The organism is Bacillus sp. CH140a_4T, from assembly GCF_008923725.1.
Classification (GTDB): Bacteria; Bacillota; Bacilli; order Bacillales; family Bacillaceae_G; genus Bacillus_A.
Genome location: NZ_WBPF01000013.1, coordinates 439,807 through 459,436, shown reverse-complemented (window position 1 = coordinate 459,436; position 19,630 = coordinate 439,807). Strand labels below are relative to the sequence as shown.

The 19,630-nt window shown below is 36.7% G+C and carries 22 protein-coding genes and 1 pseudogene; 20 read left to right on the top strand and 3 right to left on the bottom strand.

Features of this window, described 5'->3' with window-relative positions; genetic code table 11:
- Positions 1 to 5 precede the first annotated feature (5 nt).
- From F8162_RS11055 to F8162_RS10965, 17 genes and pseudogenes are all read left to right on the top strand, one after another.
- Positions 6 to 1,106, top strand: coding sequence for a leucine dehydrogenase (locus F8162_RS11055; RefSeq protein ID WP_016086354.1), 1,101 nt, complete (start codon positions 6 to 8; stop codon positions 1,104 to 1,106).
- An 87-nt stretch (positions 1,107 to 1,193) separates the two neighbouring features.
- On the top strand, positions 1,194 to 2,297 hold the full coding sequence (gene buk, locus F8162_RS11050; protein ID WP_151633073.1) for a butyrate kinase: 1,104 nt from the start codon (positions 1,194 to 1,196) through the stop codon (positions 2,295 to 2,297).
- Positions 2,298 to 2,301: 4 nt separating this feature from the next.
- Positions 2,302 to 3,723, top strand: a complete 1,422-nt coding sequence (gene lpdA / locus F8162_RS11045; RefSeq protein WP_000090438.1) for a dihydrolipoyl dehydrogenase — start codon at positions 2,302 to 2,304, stop codon at positions 3,721 to 3,723.
- Between the two features lie 27 nt (positions 3,724 to 3,750).
- A complete protein-coding gene (gene bfmBAA, locus F8162_RS11040) occupies positions 3,751 to 4,752 on the top strand; it encodes a 3-methyl-2-oxobutanoate dehydrogenase subunit alpha (RefSeq protein WP_151633071.1) in 1,002 nt (333 codons plus the stop codon).
- 13 nt (positions 4,753 to 4,765) lie between these two features.
- Complete coding sequence (gene bfmBAB / locus F8162_RS11035) at positions 4,766 to 5,749, top strand: 3-methyl-2-oxobutanoate dehydrogenase subunit beta (RefSeq protein WP_000290073.1); 984 nt, start codon at positions 4,766 to 4,768, stop codon at positions 5,747 to 5,749.
- A 15-nt stretch (positions 5,750 to 5,764) separates the two neighbouring features.
- The gene (locus tag F8162_RS11030) at positions 5,765 to 7,081 is read left to right on the top strand and encodes a dihydrolipoamide acetyltransferase family protein (protein ID WP_151633069.1); all 1,317 of its coding nucleotides are present in this window, start codon (positions 5,765 to 5,767) and stop codon (positions 7,079 to 7,081) included.
- Between the two features lie 340 nt (positions 7,082 to 7,421).
- Positions 7,422 to 8,600, top strand: a complete 1,179-nt coding sequence (locus F8162_RS11020; protein ID WP_151633065.1) for an FtsW/RodA/SpoVE family cell cycle protein — start codon at positions 7,422 to 7,424, stop codon at positions 8,598 to 8,600.
- A gap of 106 nt (positions 8,601 to 8,706) precedes the next feature.
- A pseudogene (locus F8162_RS11015) lies at positions 8,707 to 8,955 on the top strand (hypothetical protein); the annotation flags it as partial.
- 128 nt (positions 8,956 to 9,083) lie between these two features.
- The gene (locus F8162_RS11010) at positions 9,084 to 9,548 is read left to right on the top strand and encodes an NUDIX hydrolase (protein WP_318826077.1); all 465 of its coding nucleotides are present in this window, start codon (positions 9,084 to 9,086) and stop codon (positions 9,546 to 9,548) included.
- Between the two features lie 121 nt (positions 9,549 to 9,669).
- Positions 9,670 to 10,077, top strand: coding sequence for a YjdF family protein (locus F8162_RS11005; RefSeq protein ID WP_151633061.1), 408 nt, complete (start codon positions 9,670 to 9,672; stop codon positions 10,075 to 10,077).
- Between the two features lie 142 nt (positions 10,078 to 10,219).
- On the top strand, positions 10,220 to 10,633 hold the full coding sequence (locus tag F8162_RS11000; protein ID WP_001979317.1) for a BrxA/BrxB family bacilliredoxin: 414 nt from the start codon (positions 10,220 to 10,222) through the stop codon (positions 10,631 to 10,633).
- Between the two features lie 251 nt (positions 10,634 to 10,884).
- Positions 10,885 to 11,664 (top strand): transporter substrate-binding domain-containing protein, encoded by a 780-nt coding sequence (locus F8162_RS10990; RefSeq protein WP_151633059.1) that lies wholly within the window; start codon positions 10,885 to 10,887, stop codon positions 11,662 to 11,664.
- 36 nt (positions 11,665 to 11,700) lie between these two features.
- Positions 11,701 to 12,360 (top strand): amino acid ABC transporter permease, encoded by a 660-nt coding sequence (locus tag F8162_RS10985; protein WP_151633057.1) that lies wholly within the window; start codon positions 11,701 to 11,703, stop codon positions 12,358 to 12,360.
- Positions 12,353 to 13,075, top strand: coding sequence for an amino acid ABC transporter ATP-binding protein (locus F8162_RS10980; RefSeq protein ID WP_151633055.1), 723 nt, complete (start codon positions 12,353 to 12,355; stop codon positions 13,073 to 13,075). The genes F8162_RS10985 and F8162_RS10980 overlap by 8 nt, the downstream gene beginning before the upstream one ends.
- Before the next feature lie 100 nt (positions 13,076 to 13,175).
- On the top strand, positions 13,176 to 14,144 hold the full coding sequence (locus F8162_RS10975) for an aromatic acid exporter family protein (RefSeq protein WP_151633053.1): 969 nt from the start codon (positions 13,176 to 13,178) through the stop codon (positions 14,142 to 14,144).
- A gap of 16 nt (positions 14,145 to 14,160) precedes the next feature.
- Positions 14,161 to 14,721, top strand: a complete 561-nt coding sequence (locus tag F8162_RS10970) for a L,D-transpeptidase (RefSeq protein ID WP_151633050.1) — start codon at positions 14,161 to 14,163, stop codon at positions 14,719 to 14,721.
- A 132-nt stretch (positions 14,722 to 14,853) separates the two neighbouring features.
- Positions 14,854 to 15,093: a DUF3894 domain-containing protein gene (locus F8162_RS10965; protein WP_151633048.1), complete on the top strand. Its 240-nt coding sequence runs from the start codon at positions 14,854 to 14,856 to the stop codon at positions 15,091 to 15,093.
- Between the two features lie 77 nt (positions 15,094 to 15,170).
- Here the strand turns inward: F8162_RS10965 and prli42 are convergent, their stop codons facing one another.
- Positions 15,171 to 15,263 (bottom strand): stressosome-associated protein Prli42, encoded by a 93-nt coding sequence (prli42, locus tag F8162_RS10960; RefSeq protein ID WP_000549038.1) that lies wholly within the window; start codon positions 15,261 to 15,263, stop codon positions 15,171 to 15,173.
- A gap of 188 nt (positions 15,264 to 15,451) precedes the next feature.
- Between prli42 and F8162_RS10955 the strand changes: the two genes are divergently transcribed.
- Together F8162_RS10955 and F8162_RS10950 are read left to right on the top strand one after the other, a co-directional pair.
- Entirely contained in the window at positions 15,452 to 15,997 is a 546-nt protein-coding gene (locus F8162_RS10955) for a GNAT family N-acetyltransferase (protein WP_151633046.1), read from the top strand.
- A gap of 127 nt (positions 15,998 to 16,124) precedes the next feature.
- Positions 16,125 to 17,243 carry a tripeptidase T gene (locus F8162_RS10950; protein ID WP_151633044.1) on the top strand — a complete coding sequence of 373 codons (1,119 nt, stop codon included), beginning with the start codon at positions 16,125 to 16,127 and terminating at the stop codon, positions 17,241 to 17,243.
- Positions 17,244 to 17,276: 33 nt separating this feature from the next.
- On the opposite strand, the gene F8162_RS10945 is transcribed toward F8162_RS10950, so the two are convergent.
- On the bottom strand, positions 17,277 to 17,486 hold the full coding sequence (locus F8162_RS10945; RefSeq protein WP_151633042.1) for a hypothetical protein: 210 nt from the start codon (positions 17,484 to 17,486) through the stop codon (positions 17,277 to 17,279).
- A 144-nt stretch (positions 17,487 to 17,630) separates the two neighbouring features.
- Here F8162_RS10945 and F8162_RS10940 point away from each other — a divergent pair, with 144 nt between their 5' ends.
- Complete coding sequence (locus tag F8162_RS10940) at positions 17,631 to 18,869, top strand: DNA polymerase IV (RefSeq protein ID WP_151633040.1); 1,239 nt, start codon at positions 17,631 to 17,633, stop codon at positions 18,867 to 18,869.
- A 41-nt stretch (positions 18,870 to 18,910) separates the two neighbouring features.
- Here the strand turns inward: F8162_RS10940 and F8162_RS10935 are convergent, their stop codons facing one another.
- Positions 18,911 to 19,612, bottom strand: a complete 702-nt coding sequence (locus F8162_RS10935; protein ID WP_151633861.1) for an MgtC/SapB family protein — start codon at positions 19,610 to 19,612, stop codon at positions 18,911 to 18,913.
- Between the last annotated feature and the right edge of the window lie 18 nt (positions 19,613 to 19,630).

Here is a 19,630-nt window from a genome sequence, read left to right as displayed (position 1 = left end):
CGACAATGACATTAGAAATCTTCGAATACTTAGAGAAATATGATTATGAGCAAGTAGTATTTTGTCAAGATAAAGAATCTGGTTTAAAAGCAATCATTGCAATTCATGATACAACACTTGGACCAGCTCTTGGTGGAACAAGAATGTGGACATATGATTCTGAAGAAGCGGCGATTGAAGATGCATTGCGTCTTGCAAAAGGGATGACATACAAAAACGCAGCAGCTGGCTTAAACTTAGGTGGTGCGAAAACAGTAATTATCGGTGATCCACGTAAAGATAAGAGCGAAGCGATGTTCCGTGCATTAGGACGATATATTCAAGGACTAAACGGACGTTACATTACAGCTGAAGATGTTGGTACAACAGTAGATGATATGGATATTATTCACGAAGAAACTGACTTTGTAACAGGTATTTCACCATCATTCGGTTCTTCTGGTAACCCATCTCCAGTAACTGCATACGGTGTTTATCGTGGTATGAAAGCAGCTGCGAAAGAGGCTTTCGGTACTGATAATTTAGAAGGAAAAGTAATTGCTGTTCAAGGCGTTGGTAACGTAGCATATCATCTATGCAAACATTTACACGCTGAAGGAGCAAAACTAATCGTTACAGATATTAATAAAGAAGCTGTACAACGCGCGGTAGAAGAATTCGGTGCATCAGCAGTTGAACCAAATGAAATTTACGGTGTTGAATGTGATATTTACGCACCATGTGCATTAGGCGCAACAGTTAATGACGAAACTATTCCACAACTTAAAGCAAAAGTAATCGCAGGTTCTGCAAATAACCAATTAAAAGAAGATCGTCACGGCGACATGATTCATGAAATGGGTATTGTATACGCACCAGACTATGTTATTAATGCTGGTGGTGTAATTAACGTAGCAGACGAGTTATATGGATACAATAGAGAACGTGCACTAAAACGTGTTGAGTCTATTTATGACACAATTGCAAAAGTAATCGAAATTTCAAAACGTGATGGCATAGCAACTTATGTAGCAGCAGATCGTCTAGCTGAAGAGCGCATTGCAAGCTTGAAAAACTCTCGTAGCACGTACTTACGCAACGGTCACGATATTATTAGCCGTCGCTAATCATTCATATATAACTTTTACAAAAGGTGTGGTTACCTCTTATGAGGTTTCCACTTCCTTTTGAATTTATTAGTGGAGGTAGCAACAGTGTCTTTAAATCGAATTCTTGTTATTAATCCGGGTAGTACATCCACAAAAATTGGTGTTTTTGATAATGAAAGACCCGTTTTAGAAGAAACTATTCGTCATGATGAAGAACAAATTGGAAAATATAAAAGAATTATCGATCAATATGAGTTTCGCAAAGAAACGATTTTAGAAGTTCTACATTCTCACGGTATTAACATTTCAAAGTTAAACGCAGTTTGTGGGCGTGGGGGATTACTTCGTCCAATCGAAGGCGGAACATACACAGTGAACAATTCGATGTTAGAAGATTTAAAAAATGGGTTTAGCGGTCATCATGCTTCAAACCTTGGAGGCATTTTAGCATATGAAATCGCTTCTGGATTAAATATTCCGGCATTCATAGTAGATCCTGTCGTTGTAGATGAAATGGAGCCGATTGCTCGTATAAGCGGTATTGCTGGTATGGAACGTAAAAGTATTTTCCATGCATTAAACCAAAAAGCGGTTGCTCGTAAAGTGGCTGAAGAATTAAATCACAAATACGAGGATTTAAATTTATTAGTTACACATATGGGTGGCGGTATCACAGTTGGTGCTCATAAAAAAGGAAAAGTTATTGACGTGAATAACGGCTTAAACGGAGAAGGACCATTTAGCCCAGAGCGTGCGGGTACAGTACCGGTAGGACAATTAGTTGAGATGTGTTTCTCTGGTGAGTATTACCGTGACGAAATGGTTAAAAAACTTGTTGGACAAGGTGGACTTGTAAGCCTAATCGGTACAAATGATGCGATCAAAGTAGAACAAATGGTGGAAAAAGGTGATCCGGAAGCAACTCTTATTTATAAAGCAATGGCATATCAAGTTGCAAAAGAGATTGGCGGAGCTAGCGCTGTACTTCACGGGAAAATCGATGCAATCGTTTTAACTGGTGGACTTGCATACAGTAAAATTCTTGTTGATGAAATAAAAGAACGTGTTGACTGGATTGCAGATGTTATCGTACATCCAGGGGAAGATGAATTACAAGCATTGGCAGAAGGAGCACTTCGTGTATTACGTGAAGAAGAAGCGCCGAAAGAGTATGTTGTACGAGAAAAACAAACAGTAGCTAGGGGTTGAGATAATGGCAAGAGAATATGATTTAGTCATCGTTGGCGGCGGTACTGGTGGATATGTTGCTGCTATTCGTGCATCACAACTAGGTTTAAAAACTGCACTTGTTGAAAAAGAAAATCTTGGTGGTACTTGTTTGCACAAAGGATGTATTCCTAGTAAAGCTCTTTTACGTAGTGCGGAAGTATACGCAACTGCTAAAAAAAGCGAAGAGTTCGGAGTTATTGCCAGTAATGTAGAACTAAACTTTGCGAAAGTGCAAGAGCGTAAAGAGAAGATTGTAACGCAACTTCATAAAGGTGTTCAACACTTAATGAAACAAGGTAAAATTGATGTGTTTGAAGGTATCGGTCGTATTCTTGGCCCATCTATTTTCTCTCCAATGCCAGGGACAATTTCAGTTGAACTTGCAAGTGGAGAAGAGAATGAAATGTTAATTCCAAAAAATGTACTTGTTGCAACAGGTTCTCGTCCGAATTCATTACCAGGTTTAGAATTAGACGGAGAGTATGTAATGTCTTCCGATCATGCCCTAAAAATGGAAACGCTTCCTAGTTCGATCATTATCGTTGGTGGCGGTGTAATCGGTATTGAGTGGGCATCTATGCTTGCTGACTTTGGTGTAGAAGTTACAGTATTAGAGTATGCGAAAACGATATTACCACTAGAAGATCAGGACGTTTCAAAAGAAATGCAACGTCTATTCAAGAAAAAAGGTATTAAAGTGGTAACTGGTGCAAAAGTATTACCAGAAACATTGGTAAAAGATAATGGAGTAACAATTCAAGCTGAACATAACGGTGAGAATAAAGAATTTAAAGCAGAAAAAATGCTTGTATCTGTAGGACGACAAGCCAATACGCAAAATATTGGTTTAGAGAATACGGATATCGTTGTGGAAAAAGGATACATTCAAACAAATGAGTTTTATCAAACGAAAGAATCTCATATTTACGCAATCGGTGATGTAATCGGTGGTTTACAGCTTGCTCACGTTGCTTCTCATGAAGGAATTGTTGCAGTAGAACATATTGCTGGTAAAGAAGTTACACCAATTGATTATTCTATGGTATCAAAATGTGTATATAGCAGTCCGGAAGTTGCTTCTGTCGGTTTAACAGAACAAGAAGCGAAAGAAAAAGGCTATAAGTTAAAAGTAGGGAAGTTCTCATTCCGTGCAATCGGAAAAGCACTTGTATACGGCGAATCAGATGGTTTCGTAAAACTTGTAGTTGATGAAGAAACAAATGACATTCTTGGTGTTCATATGATTGGACCACATGTAACAGATATGATTTCTGAAGCTGGTCTTGCAAGAGTACTTGATGCAACACCGTGGGAAGTAGCACATACAATTCATCCGCATCCATCATTATCTGAGGCGATTGGTGAAGCAGCATTAGCTGTAGATGGAAAAGCGTTACACGCATAAAAATGTGGATTTAGGAGGTTATGAAAAATGGCAGAAGTAAAAGAAAAGCGCCATGAAGAGCTTGGCTTAAGTGATGAACAAGTATTAGAAATGTTCCGTACGATGTTACTTGCACGTAAAATTGACGAACGTATGTGGTTATTAAACAGAGCTGGTAAAATTCCATTTGTAATTTCTTGTCAAGGACAAGAGGCAGCACAAGTTGGAGCAGCATTCGCTCTTGATAGAGCGAAAGATTATGCATTACCATACTACCGTGATATGGGTGTTGTACTAGCGTTTGGTATGACAGCTAAAGAGCTTATGTTGTCTGCTTTCGCGAAAGCTGGAGATCCAAACTCTGGTGGTCGTCAAATGCCTGGTCACTTCGGTCAAAAGAAAAATCGTATAGTGACAGGATCATCTCCAGTAACAACGCAAGTACCACATGCAGTTGGTATTGCATTAGCTGGAAAAATGGAAAAGAAAGATTTAGTAACGTTTGTTACATTCGGGGAAGGTTCTTCTAACCAAGGTGATTTCCATGAAGGGGCAAACTTTGCTGGTGTACACAAACTACCTGTTATTTTCATGTGTGAAAATAATAAATACGCAATCTCTATTCCAGTTGAAAAACAATTAGCATGTAAAAATGTATCAGACCGTGCAATTGGTTACGGTATGCCTGGATATACAATAGACGGAAACGATCCACTTGCAGTATATAAAGCTGTAAAAGAAGCTGCAGACCGCGGCCGTCGTGGTGAAGGCCCAACTTTAATTGAAACAGTATCATATCGTTTAACAGCACATTCTAGTGACGACGATGATCGTGTTTATCGTGATAAAGAAGAAGTAGAAGAAGCAAAGAAAAAAGATTCAATTATAACATTTGCTGCTTATTTAAAAGAAGCTGGCGTGTTAACTGAGGAATCTGAAAAACAAATGTTAGACGAAATTATGCATATCGTAAATGAAGCAACAGAATATGCAGAAAATGCTCCGTATGCAGCACCTGAAGATGCATTGAAGCACGTATACGCAGAATAGGGGGGAACGTTTCATGGCTGTAATGTCTTATATTGATGCTATTACATTAGCAATGCGCGAAGAAATGGAACGCGATGAGAAAGTATTCGTTTTAGGTGAAGATGTTGGTAAAAAAGGTGGCGTATTTAAAGCGACACACGGTTTATATGATCAATTTGGTGAAGATCGTGCGCTTGATGCACCGCTTGCAGAATCTGCAATTGCTGGGGTAGCAATTGGTGCGGCAATGTATGGTATGCGTCCAATCGCTGAAATGCAGTTTGCTGATTTCATCATGCCAGCAGTAAACCAAATTGTTTCTGAGGCAGCAAAAATTCGTTATCGTTCTAATAACGATTGGACTTGTCCAGTTACAATTCGTGCGCCATTTGGCGGCGGTGTTCACGGTGCATTGTATCATTCACAATCTGTGGAAGCGATGTTTGCGAACCAACCAGGTTTAAAAATTGTTATTCCTTCTACACCATATGATGCAAAAGGTTTATTAAAAGCAGCAATTCGTGATGAAGATCCAGTATTATTCTTTGAGCATAAGCGTGCATATCGCTTAATTAAAGGTGAAGTGCCAGAGGATGATTACGTATTACCAATCGGAAAAGCAGATGTAAAACGCGAAGGTGATGATATTACTGTTATCACGTACGGATTATGTGTTCACTTCGCTCTTCAAGCAGCTGAAAAGTTAGCGCAAGATGGCATCTCTGCACATGTTCTTGATTTACGTACTGTATATCCATTAGATAAAGAAGCAATCATTGAAGCAGCTTCTAAAACAGGTAAAGTTCTTCTTGTAACAGAAGATAATAAAGAAGGAAGTATTATAAGTGAAGTGGCAGCAATTATTGCTGAAAACTGTCTGTTTGATTTAGATGCGCCAATCGCACGTCTTGCAGGTCCAGACGTTCCAGCAATGCCATATGCACCAACAATGGAAAAATTCTTTATGGTAAATCCAGATAAAGTTGAAAAAGCAATGCGTGAACTTGCGGAATTTTAATCGGGGGGACTATACATGGCTGTAGAAAATATCACAATGCCTCAGCTCGGGGAGAGCGTTACAGAGGGTACAATTAGTAAATGGCTCGTTAATGTTGGCGATCACGTAAACAAGTATGATCCGCTTGCAGAAGTAATGACTGATAAAGTAAATGCTGAAGTACCATCTTCTTTCACTGGTATTGTGAAAGAATTAATCGCTGGTGAAGGTGAGACGTTAGCTGTAGGTGAAATAGTTTGTGTTATTCAAGTAGAAGGCGCAGATGAAGTAGCAGCGACAGCTGTTGAGGAAAAAACAAAAGAAGAACCAAAGGCAGAAGTAGCTACGTCTGAAAAAGCACCGAAAGCAAAACAACCAACTGATGGAAAACCACGTTTTTCACCAGCTGTTTTAAAACTTGCGGGTGAGCATAATGTTGATTTAGATTTAGTAGAAGGTACGGGAGCAAATGGTCGTATCACTCGTAAAGATATTTTAAAGCTAGTGGAATCTGGAAATATTCCGCAAGCAGGTGCGAAGAAAGAGGAAGCGGTAGCGGCAGTAGTAGAAGCTCGTCCAGAAGCACCAAAAGCAGCGCCAGTAGCACAAAAAGTAGAAGCTGCAAAACCAGTTTCTGTACCAACAATGCCTGGCGATATCGAAATTCCAGTAACAGGTGTGCGTAAAGCAATCGCAGCGAACATGTTACGTAGTAAACACGAAGCGCCACACGCTTGGATGATGATTGAAGTAGATGTGACAAACCTTGTGTCATACCGTAATTCAATTAAAGGTGATTTCAAAAAACGCGAAGGCTTTAACTTAACGTTCTTTGCTTTCTTCGTAAAAGCAGTAGCACAAGCGTTAAAAGAATATCCTCAAATCAATTCAATGTGGGCTGGCGATAAGATTGTTCAGAAGAAAGATATTAACCTTTCTATCGCTGTTGCAACAGAGGATGAATTATTTGTACCAGTAATTAAACATGCGGACGAGAAGACGATTAAAGGTATCGCTCGTGAAATTACAGAGCTTGCAGGAAAAGTACGTACGAAATCGTTAAAAGCGGACGAAATGCAAGGCGGAACATTTACAATTAATAACACAGGATCATTCGGTTCTGTTCAATCTATGGGTATTATTAATTACCCACAGGCGGCTATTTTACAAGTTGAATCAATTGTAAAACGCCCAGTAATTATGGATAATGGTATGTTCGGTGCTCGCGACATGGTTAACTTATGTTTATCACTTGATCACCGTGTACTAGATGGCCTAATTTGTGGTAAGTTCTTAGGACGTGTAAAAGAAATTCTAGAAAATACGTCAGAAAATAATACATCTGTATATTAATAAAAAGCTCGCTTATGCGAGCTTTTTATCGTCTTATTTCTTCATTTGCATCCTACTATATGTACAACAATTTTCCCAGCAATCTTACAATGAACGAGTATGTATTAGGAATTTATGAAAATACATTGCTGATATATGGTATATAGATATAAAATAAGGAAAGAATAATTTTTTTGGCAAATCTTACTGATGAAACTGTAGTATAATATATTGTATTGTATGAAAAAGAGAGTTATTCTATATAAGTGTTTTATAGATAATGTGTAATCAGTCGTCAAAACATGAAGAATGTTGACTCCTGGTTTTTTATTTTGCTGTAACAATGTTTCAGGAGGATGTCATGAAAAGAAGTACCGAGTTTCTAAAAAGTTTAGATGTAAAATTAATATTAATTTTGTGTGCACTATGTGTTACGAGTATAGCTGCTATATATAGCAGTCAGCAAACTGGCCAATATGGAGAGGCAAACTTTGCGATGAAACAGGGTTTGAACTACATAATTGGGATTGTATTGTTATTGCTTGTTGCAAGCATTGACTTAGATCAATTACAAAAATTATCTTGGCCACTTTATATCGTTGGATTTGCTTCACTTATTCTTTTGAAAATACTACCGGTTTCCACTTTCACACCTGAAAAATTAGGTGCAAAAAGATGGTTTGTATTTCCATTAGTTGGACAAATTCAACCATCTGAGTTTTTCAAAATTTCATTGCTTCTCGTAGTAGCAAGTATAGCAGTGAAACATAATGCGCAGTATATGGCAAGGACATTCCAAACGGACTTAAAATTAGTAGGTAAAATTGTGCTAGTATCCCTCCCGCCTATGGCCGTTGTATATAGCCAACCGGATACAGGGATGGTGTTCTTATACGCTGCTGCTATTGCATGTATTTTATTTATGTCAGGTATTCAGAAGAAATTGATAGCGTTATGTACAGTTATTCCGGTGACCGTATTATCTACGTTAATATTTATTTACGTAAGGTATGAGGATTTCTTCTTTAATAATTTAGTTACGTTACTAAAACCTCACCAACAATCACGTATTGTAGGTTGGTTAAATCCATTTGAAAATGCAGATCAAGGTTATCAAACACAGCAATCAATTTTAGCTGTAGGTAGTGGTGGTATGGAAGGAAAAGGATTTGGCGAAGGGAACGTCTATATACCTGAGAAGCATACTGACTTTATTTTTGCTACAATTGCCGAAGAAGGTGGATTTATCGTAGCCGCGTTAGTTGTATTCTTGTTCCTATTACTACTATATCGAACAATTATTATTGGTTATTCTGCTGATAATTTATTCGGTACATTATTATGTGCGGGAGCAATTGGAATATTAACGGTTCAAATATTCCAAAACATCGGTATGATCGTTGGATTAATGCCTGTAAAAGGGATTGCATTACCGTTCTTATCATATGGGGGAAGTTCCTTGTTCTCGAATATGATTATGATGGGTCTCATATTATCGGTACGGAAAACGTATAAAAAGTATATGTTTTCTGTTAAGTAAAAAAGCTGGTTCGTGTAAATACGAACCAGCCTTTTTACATATATGCTCTTAAACGTTGCAAACTAAAACAGAATAGCAGTTTGAGATGGGTAAGGAGTGCAAAGTAATGCATATGCATATTTTTGAAGGGGCACGGCATCTTTCTAATAATGAATGGGTTATTCGGGCGATGATAGCATACATATTTTTAATATTAGTTGCGAAAGCGATGGGGCAAAGGTCCATCGCACAACTTCGTTTTTTAGATGTCGTATTAGTGTTATTGCTTGGTGGGAATATTTCTAATGCATTATCTGATGAAAAAATGGGATTACTCGGCTCGATGAGTACAACGTTCATACTCGTTGTACTTCACAGTATGTTAGCTACAGTAGATGAAGCGCATAAAATAAATATTTTGTTAAAAAAAATGAAAAATATACGCATTTTGTCGTTTCGTACATATGATACAATAGTGTGGACAACGAAAAAGGAGGCGATACGATGGGATATGTAGAAGAATTACGAAAAATAGTTGGTCATCGCCCTTTAATTTTAGTTGGTGCTGTTGTACTCGTTATAAATGAAAATGGATATGTATTATTACAACAAAGAACAGAGCCTTACGGAAAATGGGGGCTGCCTGGCGGATTAATGGAGCTTAGTGAATCACCAGAAGAAACAGCTTGCCGTGAAGTATACGAAGAAACAGGAATAGAAGTGAAGAACCTGCGATTAATCAATGTGTTTTCTGGAGCGAACTATTTTACAAAACTAGCAAACGGTGATGAATTTCAATCTGTAACGACAGCTTATTATACGGATGAATACGAAGGTGATTTTGTTATGAATAAAGAAGAAGCAGTTCAGCTTAAATTCTTCCCACTAACAGAACTACCTGACTATATTGTAGGATCGCATAAAAAAATGATTGCGGAATATACGAAGATTATGGAAAAAAAGATATAATAATAGTGAAAGAAATACAAAAACATAGTTCTGGTTGGTAGTCCAGACGCATGATTTCATGTCAGTAACCTTCCCCTCCGGGATGTCCCGTATTTCTAATTTTTTTAAGGCGGGGCTGTCAATGGAGTTGACAGTATATCACGATGGCCAATTTTTTGTTGGAATCATTACATGTAAAGAAAAAGGGAAGTTGTATGGAGCGAGGTATATCTTTGGAACGGAACCTTCAGACGAAGAAGTGCTTATATTTGTGAACGGTTCAATGTTAGCGTATTTTCAGTACTTTGCAAAATGTGGCGTGGAAGTGAAAGAAAAACAGCGTCCCAAAAATATAAAGCGGATCATACGACAAGCAGCAAAAGAAGTAAATGTAAACCGCTTTACTAAGGCGCAAGAGGCAATTAGCTTATCTTATGAACTGCATAAACAAGAAAAGAAAGTGCAATCTAAGGAGAAGCGAGAGGCTGAAAAACAAAGAAGACGTTTAATCAAAGTACAAAAAGCAAAGCAAAAACATCGTGGTCATTAAGAAAAGGTGTTAGAACAGGGTTCTAACACCTTTTCTATACCCAAATACAAGTAAACTTACTTGTATTTCATAAACATTAACTGGTAAGATACTAATAGGTAGTTTTAGAGGAGGGAAAAGATTGATTAATTTTAACTTTTTTATGAATGATGTTGTCCGCCAAGCGCGTGAAGAGATTGTCTCTGCTGGATATACAGAATTGACGACGCCAGAAGCAGTAGAAGAAGCGTTTAAAAGAAATGGAACAACACTTGTAATGGTAAACTCTGTATGTGGTTGTGCAGGTGGTATTGCTCGTCCTGCTGCTGCGCATTCTGTACATTATGATAAACGTCCTAACCATCTTGTAACGGTGTTTGCAGGTCAAGATAAAGAAGCAACAGCAAGAGCTCGTGAATATTTCGAAGGGTATCCACCTTCTTCTCCATCATTTGCTTTATTAAAAGATGGAAAAATTGTAACGATGGTAGAGCGTCATGAAATTGAAGGTCATGAACCGATGCAAGTTATTGCAAAACTACAATCTTATTTCGAAGAGAATTGTGAAGAACTATAAAAATAAACGAAAAGGCGGTATGTCCACAATTAAGTGGGTGTACCGCCTTTTTTATTTAGTATTAAAATTTATGGGACATGCATAGTCATGTTGTTTTATGCATTATTTTATACACGACAAACATTATTAATATTGTTATTTAATTTATTTTTATTTTATATATTGCATAAAAATAAAAGTGCTGATACAATACAAACATCGAATAAATATTCTATTAAACTTTTAAATATACATCATTAGGGGGAAGAAAGATGAAGAAGTTATTATCAATATCGTTTGCACTTATTTTAGTTGTAAGTATGTTCAGCGCTTGTAGTAATGGGGAAGAAAAGGTTACTGGAAAAGATAAAAAAGTATTGGTTATGGGGACTTCAGCAGATTATAAACCATATGAATACGTAGAAGCTTCAAAAAGTGATGAAATTATCGGCTTTGATGTTGATGTTGCTAAATATATCGGAAAAGAACTTGGTTATGAAGTGAAAGTGAAAGATATGGATTTTGGTGGTTTATTAGCATCTCTTAGCTCAGGAAAAGTTGATTTCGTAATGGCAGGTATGACGCCAACTGCAGAGCGTAAAAATAATGTTGATTTCACAGATATTTATTTCGTTGCGAAAAACATGGTCGTTTCTAAAAAGGATTCAAACATTCAATCTGTAGAGGATTTAAAAGGGAAAAAAGTAGGGGTACAAACAGGATCTATTCAAGAAGAGAAAGCAGCAGAATTTAAAAAACAAGTAGATTTCAAAGTTGAGGGACGTGACCGTATACCAGAAATCGTACAAGAAATTAAAGCAGGTCGTTTTGACGCTGCAATTATAGAAGATACAGTTGCTAAAAATTATTTAGAAAAAATGAAAGAATTACAAGGAATTGAAATTAAAGAAGCGCCAGAAGAAGTTGGAGCAGCAATTGCTCTTCCAAAAAACAGTGATAAAACAGCTGAATTTAATAAAGTAATTAAAAAAATGCAAGAAAATGGAGAAATGGATAAATTAGTGAAGAAATGGTTTGGCAGCGAAAAATAAGCTGCCTTTCACTTTTCTGTGAGGGGAATGAAAAGAATGAACTTAGATTTTTCGGCGATTACGCCTTCGATCCCATATATATTAAAGGGCTTAGAAGTTACTTTGAAAATTGTAGCAGTATCAGCGCTAGTAGGATTTATTTTAGGAATGTTATTAGCGCTTTGCAAAATTGCTAGAATACGAGCATTAAATATAGCGGCTGATCTTTATACATCAATTTTCCGTGGTACACCACTTGTATTGCAATTAATGATTATTTATTTCGGTGTCCCGCAAATAATTGGTTATGAAATACCAGCATTCTTAGCGGCTGTATTAGCATTTAGTTTGAATTCAGGTGCATATATGTCAGAAGTAATCCGCGCGGGCATTCAAGCGGTTGATAAAGGACAAACAGAAGCAGCAATGGCATTAGGGGTTCCTTACGGGAAAATGATGCGAAATATTATTTTCCCTCAAGCATTAAAAAATATATTACCAGCGCTTGTGAACGAGTTTGCGACACTTACGAAAGAATCGGCTGTAGTAACAGTAATAGGAGCGACGGATTTAATGCGCCGTGCTTACATCGTAGGCGGTGAAACGTTTAAATATCTTGAACCATTACTTTTTGTTGGACTAATTTATTATATGCTAGTCATTATTCTTACATTAGTCGGGAAGGCAATTGAAGGGAGAATGAAGAAAAGTGATTAAAATTGAAAACCTTCATAAATCATTTGGAAAAAATGAAGTATTAAAAGGAATTACAACAACGATTGAAAAAGGGGAAGTAGTAGCAATTATTGGACCGTCTGGATCAGGGAAATCAACATTTTTACGTTGTATGAATGTGTTAGAAGCACCGACAAATGGTCATATTTGGATTGGAACGGAAGAAGTAACGAATCCGAAAACGAATATTATGCACGTTCGTGAAAATGTCGGAATGGTATTTCAGCATTTTCACCTATTTCCTCATATGACTGTATTAGAAAATATTACGTATGCTCCTATCAATGTAAAAGGAGTAATGAAACAAGAAGCTGAAAAGAAAGCCGAAAAACTTTTAGAAAAGGTCGGTTTATTAGATAAAAAAGATACGTATCCGAATCGTCTTTCGGGAGGACAAAAGCAACGTGTAGCAATTGCGAGAGCGTTAGCGATGGAACCAGAAGTGATGTTATTTGATGAACCAACATCAGCACTAGATCCAGAGATGGTAAAAGAAGTGTTAGAAGTTATGAAATCATTAGTTACGACAGGAATGACAATGGCGATTGTTACACATGAAATGGGATTTGCAAAAGAAGTAGCAGATCGTGTTCTCTTTTTAGATGGTGGAAAGCTTGTAGAAGATAGTTCGCCAGCGGAATTTTTTGCAGCACCGAAAAGTGAACGTGCGCAACAATTTTTACAAAAAATATTGTAATCTGTAAAGGTTACGTGAATAATAAGTAGAAAAGGATGACATTGTGTCATCCTTTTTTTATACTAACTGTAAATACGTTTATACATATAGGAGCAATGCTATGTTCAAAATCGGATACCGTACAGTAAAAACAGCAATAGGGACAGGCACAGCGGTTTTTATTGCTCAGTTATTAGGATTAGAATTTTATAGTTCAGCGGGTATTTTAGTTATATTATGTGTACAAAATACGAAACGTAAATCACTTCAAGTATCGTTACATCGTTTTTTAGCTTGTGTATTATCAATGGTATTCGCGTTTTGTATTTTTGAAACAATTGGATATACACCACTAGCAATTAGCGTATTATTACTTACATTTATTCCGACTGCAGTTATGCTTAAAATTCAAGAAGGTATTGTCACGAGTTCAGTTATTGTGATGCATCTATATTCATTGAAACAAATTACATGGCTTATTGTTGGAAATGAAATTGCGATATTAACGATAGGGATTAGCGTGGCATTATTAGTGAATATGTATATGCCAAGTAGTGAAAATAAGCTAAAAGAGTATCAGGATACAATAGAAAGTAATTTTAAAACGATTTTGTTTGAAATGGTTGTGTATCTACGAAACAGAGAAAGTAGTTGGAGCGGGGCAGAGCTTATTGAAACTGAAAATATGCTAAATGAAGCAAGGGATTTATCGTTTAAGAAACTTGAGAATGCATTTATGCGAGAAGATGGCTATTACTATCGTTATTTTAATATGCGCATGCAACAGTTCGAAATTTTAGAGCGGATGATACCGTTAGCAGCTTCTTTATCATGGACATATGAACAAGCTGATATGATTGCGGATGTGGTTGAGAACATTGGAAATGCCATTAGCCCTGAGAGTACTGGGGTTATCTCCTTAAGACAGCTTCAAGAAATGCGAGAATTATTTAGGGATATGCCATTGCCGGCTACACGTGAAGAATTTGAGATACGTGCGAAACTTGTTCAACTTGTATATGAAATGGAGCAATATTTACTCATTAAAAGCCGCTTTAAGGGAAAGGATAATATAAAAGAACTTATATAGAAGGTAGGAATTATTTATGCCGTATCTTCTCTCTTTCATATTATGTCTTTCTTTATCGCCTATTTGGCCTCTTGGTGATAATCCACGTGCCGGAGATCCTTTTATTATTGTAAATAAAGCGACGAATAAACTAGCTTATATTGACGATGGAAAGATTCAAAAGGTTTTTCCAGTAGCGACAGGGAAAACAAATGAATTAACTCCAGAGGGAACTTTTGATGTTGTAATGAAAGCAAAGGATCCGTATTATATTGCGAAGGATATTCCCGGTGGATCACCGAAAAATCCACTTGGGTCAAGGTGGATTGGATTTAATGCAAGAGGAACTGATGGGAGTAAATATGGAATACATGGAACAAACCAACCTAGTTCAATTGGAAAGTATATTTCACAAGGATGTATAAGAATGAAGAAAAACGATGTGGAGTATTTATTTGATCGCATTCCAATTGGAACGAAAGTATGGATTGTGAAGTCGAAAAAATCATTTCAGCAATTGGCAAAAGAAAAAGGAGCCATTGCATATGAAAAAGCCAACGAAAAGGTTGGCTTTTTCTATTGTAACAAGTTGTCTTGACATGTGTACATAACCATGAGTTAATGGGAGTATAGAAAGATAAAATGAAACTTTAATCAGTGGGATGTTATTACCCGCTGAATATCAGCCCTCACCAATCGGGGTGAAAAATTAGATAAAGGGGTTGCTCATATGTACTTGAATCCAAAGCTTTCGTATATGCAGTTCTTTATGGGATTTCTATTTGTTGTTACATTCATGTTGGCAACTTTTAATATATGTTCTTATCTTGTAGCACTTGTATGTATGGCATTACTCAATCTTACTTTTGTTATTGGGGCATTTCAGCAGAAACAATATACAAGCTTTATAATAGCACTTGTAATGTCATTTTCCTTTAGTATTGTAGCGGTTGTGCTTTATATAAAATAAACCATCTCGATATCGAGATGGTTTATTTTGTTATATTATGTGTAAAACGTAAAAAAAGGACGAATACATCGTCCTTTTTACCAAAACATACTCGCGCCAGCAAGTAATGTTGTTACAAGCATAGAAATTAGCATTACATAAATCATAACTTTTTGAGCTTTTTTATGCATCGTTATACCTCCTTGCAAATCAGTACAATATCATTGTAACGAGAAATGATATTATGGACAAGGGGAGAGAAATGACAAAATTCGAGAAGTGTGTGTAAAGTATAACAGGAAATTCATATGTATGTAGAGAATATATAAAATGATAGATTTTAAGTTTTTTGTTATGCAAGCTGAAGAATGGAGATACGATGATGAAAATATATGAAACAAATCGTTTACATTTAAGGGAAATCGATGAGTCGTATGCTGAAAAAGTTCTTCAATATTACGACAGAAATCGTGAATTTTTAAAAGCTTGGGAAGAGTATAGACCAGAGGATTTTTTTACGTTAGATTATCAAAAGAAAAAGTTACAAAAGGATAGAAAAGAGTTTGCAGAAGGTAAAATCATCAGGCTTTGGATTTTTAAAAAGGGTGATGATACGAAAATAATTGGATGTATTTCATTTAATTTAATCGTTCGCGGCATTTATCAATCTTGTGTACTCGGTTATAAATTAGATAAGGCAGAGTTAAACAAAGGTTATACGACAGAAGCGCTTAGAAAAGCGATTCAAGTTGCTTTTGAGGAATTTCAATTACATCGTATAGAAGCACCGATTATGCCGCGAAATTTAGCATCTATACAAGTAGTGACGAAGATAGGCTTTCAATATGAGGGAGTGTCTAGGAAGATGTTAATGGTAAATGGAGTATGGGAAGATCATATGCGCTGGGTATTGTTAAATGAGTAATAGAAAGCAGATGGTTATCTAGACATATAAACCGTCTGTTTTTTGTCTTGTATTTCGAAACTTTTGCGAAATTCTGTTATAATTAATAGTGTTACATACATAATGGTAGTGCAGGAGGCGCAGTCTTATGATTAATCAAGAACGTTTAGTAAATGAATTTATGGAATTAGTACAAGTAGATTCTGAAACGAAATTTGAAGCAGAAATTTGCAAAGTATTAACAAAGAAATTTACAGATTTAGGTGTAGAAGTATTTGAAGATGACACAATGGCTGTTACTGGGCATAGTGCAGGTAACTTAATTTGTACATTACCAGCAACAAAAGATGGTGTTGATACAATTTACTTTACTTCTCATATGGATACAGTAGTTCCTGGTAATGGAATTAAGCCTTCTATTAAAGATGGATATATCGTATCAGATGGTACTACGATTTTAGGTGCGGATGATAAAGCAGGATTAGCATCGATGTTTGAAGCAATCCGTGTTTTAAAAGAAAAAAATATCCCTCATGGTACAATTGAATTTATTATTACAGTTGGAGAAGAATCTGGTCTTGTTGGTGCAAAAGCATTAGATCGTGAGCGCATTACAGCGAAATACGGTTACGCATTAGATAGCGATGGAAAAGTTGGTGAAATCGTTGTTGCAGCTCCAACACAAGCGAAAGTGAATGCAATTATTCGCGGGAAAACAGCTCACGCTGGTGTAGCACCAGAAAAAGGTGTATCTGCAATTACTATTGCAGCGAAAGCAATTGCGAAGATGCCACTTGGTCGTATTGATTCTGAAACTACTGCAAATATTGGACGTTTTGAAGGTGGTACACAAACGAATATCGTTTGCGATCATGTACAAATTTTTGCAGAAGCGCGTTCATTAATCAATGAAAAAATGGAAGTACAAGTTGCGAAAATGAAAGAAGCATTTGAAACAACTGCAAAAGAAATGGGCGGTCACGCAGACGTTGAAGTAAACGTTATGTACCCAGGATTTAAATTTGCTGATGGCGACCACGTTGTAGAGGTTGCAAAACGTGCAGCAGAAAACATTGGTCGTACACCTTCCCTTCACCAAAGTGGTGGCGGAAGTGATGCAAACGTAATTGCAGGACACGGTATTCCAACAGTTAACTTAGCGGTTGGTTATGAAGAAATTCATACAACAAACGAAAAGATCCCTGTTGAGGAATTAGCGAAAACAGCAGAATTAGTTGTCGCAATTATTGAAGAAGTAGCGAAATAATGTAATAGAAAAAGCGTGTAAATCACAATGGATTTACACGCTTTTTTTTGATTCGATTGCTTTTACAAGGCGGATAAGCCAATACAAGAAAATCCATGGCAGTATGTAAGTTGTTACTACATGGACTAGCCGAGGGAGGAAACCAGCTATGTTAATATCAAAAATAGGAAGAAGTAAATAATTGATTGCGACAATTAGTATAATTACGAGAAACGTATAATTGAGTTTATCAGTTGAATTCATAATAATCACCCCTAATTACAAATATATCCACTTTATTTAAATTATAGCAATGAATATGATAGAAAAGAACAAGGAATTATTATAATTATTGTGCAAAATTTGATATAATAAAAGAACGAATGTTCTGATTAGGGAGTGAGTACTATGCGAGAAATGTATCCGAAAAATGGTCGTGTTATTTTACATGTAGATATGAATTGTTTCTTCGCATCTGTTGAAATTGCTCATGACCCATCATTACAAGGAAAGCCGTTAGCGGTTGCTGGAAATGAAAAAGAAAGAAAAGGAATCATCATAACATGTAGTTATGAGGCGAGGGAATTTGGAATACGTACAACGATGCCTCTTTGGGAAGCAAAAAGGTTATGCCCGCAATTAGTTGTAAGGCGTCCTAATTTTACATTATATCGTGAAGCTTCATTTCAAATGTTTCAAATCCTTTCCCGTTTTACGGAAAAAATACAACCAGTCTCTATAGATGAGGGATATTTAGATATTACAGATTGCTACGCACTCGGTTCGCCTCTTGAAATAGCAAAGATGATTCAGCAGGCGTTATTAACAGAGTTACAGCTACCCTGTAGCATTGGAATTGCTCCAAACCTTTTCCTAGCAAAAACAGCTTCTGATATGAAAAAGCCCCTCGGGATTACTGTGCTTCGAAAACGAGATATTCCAGAAATGATTTGGCCACTTCCGGTTGGAGCGATGCATGGAATTGGAGAAAAAACAGCTGAAAAATTAAATGATATTCATATACAAACAATTGAGCAGTTAGCAAAAGGGAACGAACATATCATTCGCGCTAAAATTGGAAAGCATGGTGTTGATTTACAAAGGCGGGCAAAAGGTGTGGATGATAGGGAAGTTGATCCGAGTCAAATGGGACAACATAAAAGTGTCGGTAATTCGATGACTTTTTCAAAGGATATGGATGAAGAGAAAGAATTACTTGATATGTTAGAAAGGCTATCCAAGTCAGTGAGTAAAAGATTACAAAAGCGAACCCTTGTCAGCTATAATATTCAAATTATGATTAAATATCATGATAGGCGGACAGTAACGCGGAGTAAGCAATTGAAAAATGCCATTTGGGAAGAACGAGATATTTTTCAGGCAGCATCTCGTTTATGGAAGCAACATTGGGACGGTGATTCCGTCCGTTTACTAGGTGTTACAGCTACTGAAATAGAGTGGAAGACAGAATCGGCGAAACAATTAGATTTGTTTTCATTTGAAGAAGATGCGAAAGAAGAGCCGCTACTTGCTGTCATTGATCAAATTAATGATAAGTATGGAATGCCGATTTTACAACGAGGTAGTCAATTATTACGTAAGCAAGAAAAGTCTTTTCAGCAAAAATTAGAAAATAAGTTTATGTAGAAGGTGTCATGTAGCTATAAATATGATGACACCTTTTATTTTTAACTTGCTTCTAAATTGAATGAAGTTTTCCACCCAGCTGCAGTAACGCCAGATTCTAATAGCATTCTACTCACTATTTTTTCAATTAAGACTGCTGCATTTGTACTGCAATGTAATGTAGCTTGTATACACACTTTTTGCTTAGAATTTACGTCTTCACTATATAATTCTTTTAAACCGATCCCTTCAGAACTTACCATATGCATAAGTAAAAAACGAATGTGGGCTTCATTTTCTTCTGAGCAAGTAAGAGACAGTAAGTAGTTCGTTTGTTCAGGTGATTCTTCTTTTGATTTCTGATTCATAAAGAGAGCGATTGGGCGAAGTAGTATATTTGCTAGTAAAACGCCAGTTGCACCTAATATAGCTGCAATGAGGAAACCAGCGCCTGTAAGAGTACCAACGGCAGCTGCGCACCATAGAGTAGCTGCCGTATTAAGCCCTCTAATACTAAAACCATCGCGGATAATAACGCCGCCTCCTAAAAAACCAATCCCACTAACGACTTGAGCGGCAATACGTGAGGGGCTAGCATCGTGATCAAGCATGACGGATAATAAAACAAATATACAGGCACCAAGTGATACGAGAGCATTTGTCCGTAGTCCAGCCATCCTGTGTCTCCATTGCCGTTCCATTCCGATGCAAGCACCTACAATAATGGCGATAAATAATCTTAATACAATGTCATACCATACCATCATGGTCACCTCCATACA

What these genes read in the sequence shown, in the direction of transcription:
- F8162_RS11010 (WP_318826077.1), top strand. Translation starts at nt 9,084, where the DNA reads ATGGGATATGTAGAAGAATTACGAAAAATAGTTGGTCATCGCCCTTTA.
- F8162_RS11000 (WP_001979317.1), top strand. Translation starts at nt 10,220, where the DNA reads ATGAATGATGTTGTCCGCCAAGCGCGTGAAGAGATTGTCTCTGCTGGA.
- bfmBAA (WP_151633071.1), top strand. Translation starts at nt 3,751, where the DNA reads ATGGCAGAAGTAAAAGAAAAGCGCCATGAAGAGCTTGGCTTAAGTGAT.
- F8162_RS10955 (WP_151633046.1), top strand. Translation starts at nt 15,452, where the DNA reads ATGATGAAAATATATGAAACAAATCGTTTACATTTAAGGGAAATCGAT.
- F8162_RS11020 (WP_151633065.1), top strand. Translation starts at nt 7,422, where the DNA reads ATGAAAAGAAGTACCGAGTTTCTAAAAAGTTTAGATGTAAAATTAATA.
- F8162_RS10940 (WP_151633040.1), top strand. Translation starts at nt 17,631, where the DNA reads ATGCGAGAAATGTATCCGAAAAATGGTCGTGTTATTTTACATGTAGAT.
- F8162_RS10985 (WP_151633057.1), top strand. Translation starts at nt 11,701, where the DNA reads ATGAACTTAGATTTTTCGGCGATTACGCCTTCGATCCCATATATATTA.
- lpdA (WP_000090438.1), top strand. Translation starts at nt 2,302, where the DNA reads ATGGCAAGAGAATATGATTTAGTCATCGTTGGCGGCGGTACTGGTGGA.
- F8162_RS10950 (WP_151633044.1), top strand. Translation starts at nt 16,125, where the DNA reads ATGATTAATCAAGAACGTTTAGTAAATGAATTTATGGAATTAGTACAA.
- F8162_RS10990 (WP_151633059.1), top strand. Translation starts at nt 10,885, where the DNA reads ATGAAGAAGTTATTATCAATATCGTTTGCACTTATTTTAGTTGTAAGT.
- F8162_RS11055 (WP_016086354.1), top strand. Translation starts at nt 6, where the DNA reads ATGACATTAGAAATCTTCGAATACTTAGAGAAATATGATTATGAGCAA.
- F8162_RS10935 (WP_151633861.1), bottom strand. Translation starts at nt 19,612, where the DNA reads ATGGTATGGTATGACATTGTATTAAGATTATTTATCGCCATTATTGTA.
- F8162_RS10945 (WP_151633042.1), bottom strand. Translation starts at nt 17,486, where the DNA reads ATGAATTCAACTGATAAACTCAATTATACGTTTCTCGTAATTATACTA.
- F8162_RS11005 (WP_151633061.1), top strand. Translation starts at nt 9,670, where the DNA reads ATGGAGTTGACAGTATATCACGATGGCCAATTTTTTGTTGGAATCATT.
- F8162_RS10965 (WP_151633048.1), top strand. Translation starts at nt 14,854, where the DNA reads ATGTACTTGAATCCAAAGCTTTCGTATATGCAGTTCTTTATGGGATTT.
- bfmBAB (WP_000290073.1), top strand. Translation starts at nt 4,766, where the DNA reads ATGGCTGTAATGTCTTATATTGATGCTATTACATTAGCAATGCGCGAA.
- F8162_RS10975 (WP_151633053.1), top strand. Translation starts at nt 13,176, where the DNA reads ATGTTCAAAATCGGATACCGTACAGTAAAAACAGCAATAGGGACAGGC.
- F8162_RS10970 (WP_151633050.1), top strand. Translation starts at nt 14,161, where the DNA reads ATGCCGTATCTTCTCTCTTTCATATTATGTCTTTCTTTATCGCCTATT.
- prli42 (WP_000549038.1), bottom strand. Translation starts at nt 15,263, where the DNA reads ATGCATAAAAAAGCTCAAAAAGTTATGATTTATGTAATGCTAATTTCT.
- F8162_RS11030 (WP_151633069.1), top strand. Translation starts at nt 5,765, where the DNA reads ATGGCTGTAGAAAATATCACAATGCCTCAGCTCGGGGAGAGCGTTACA.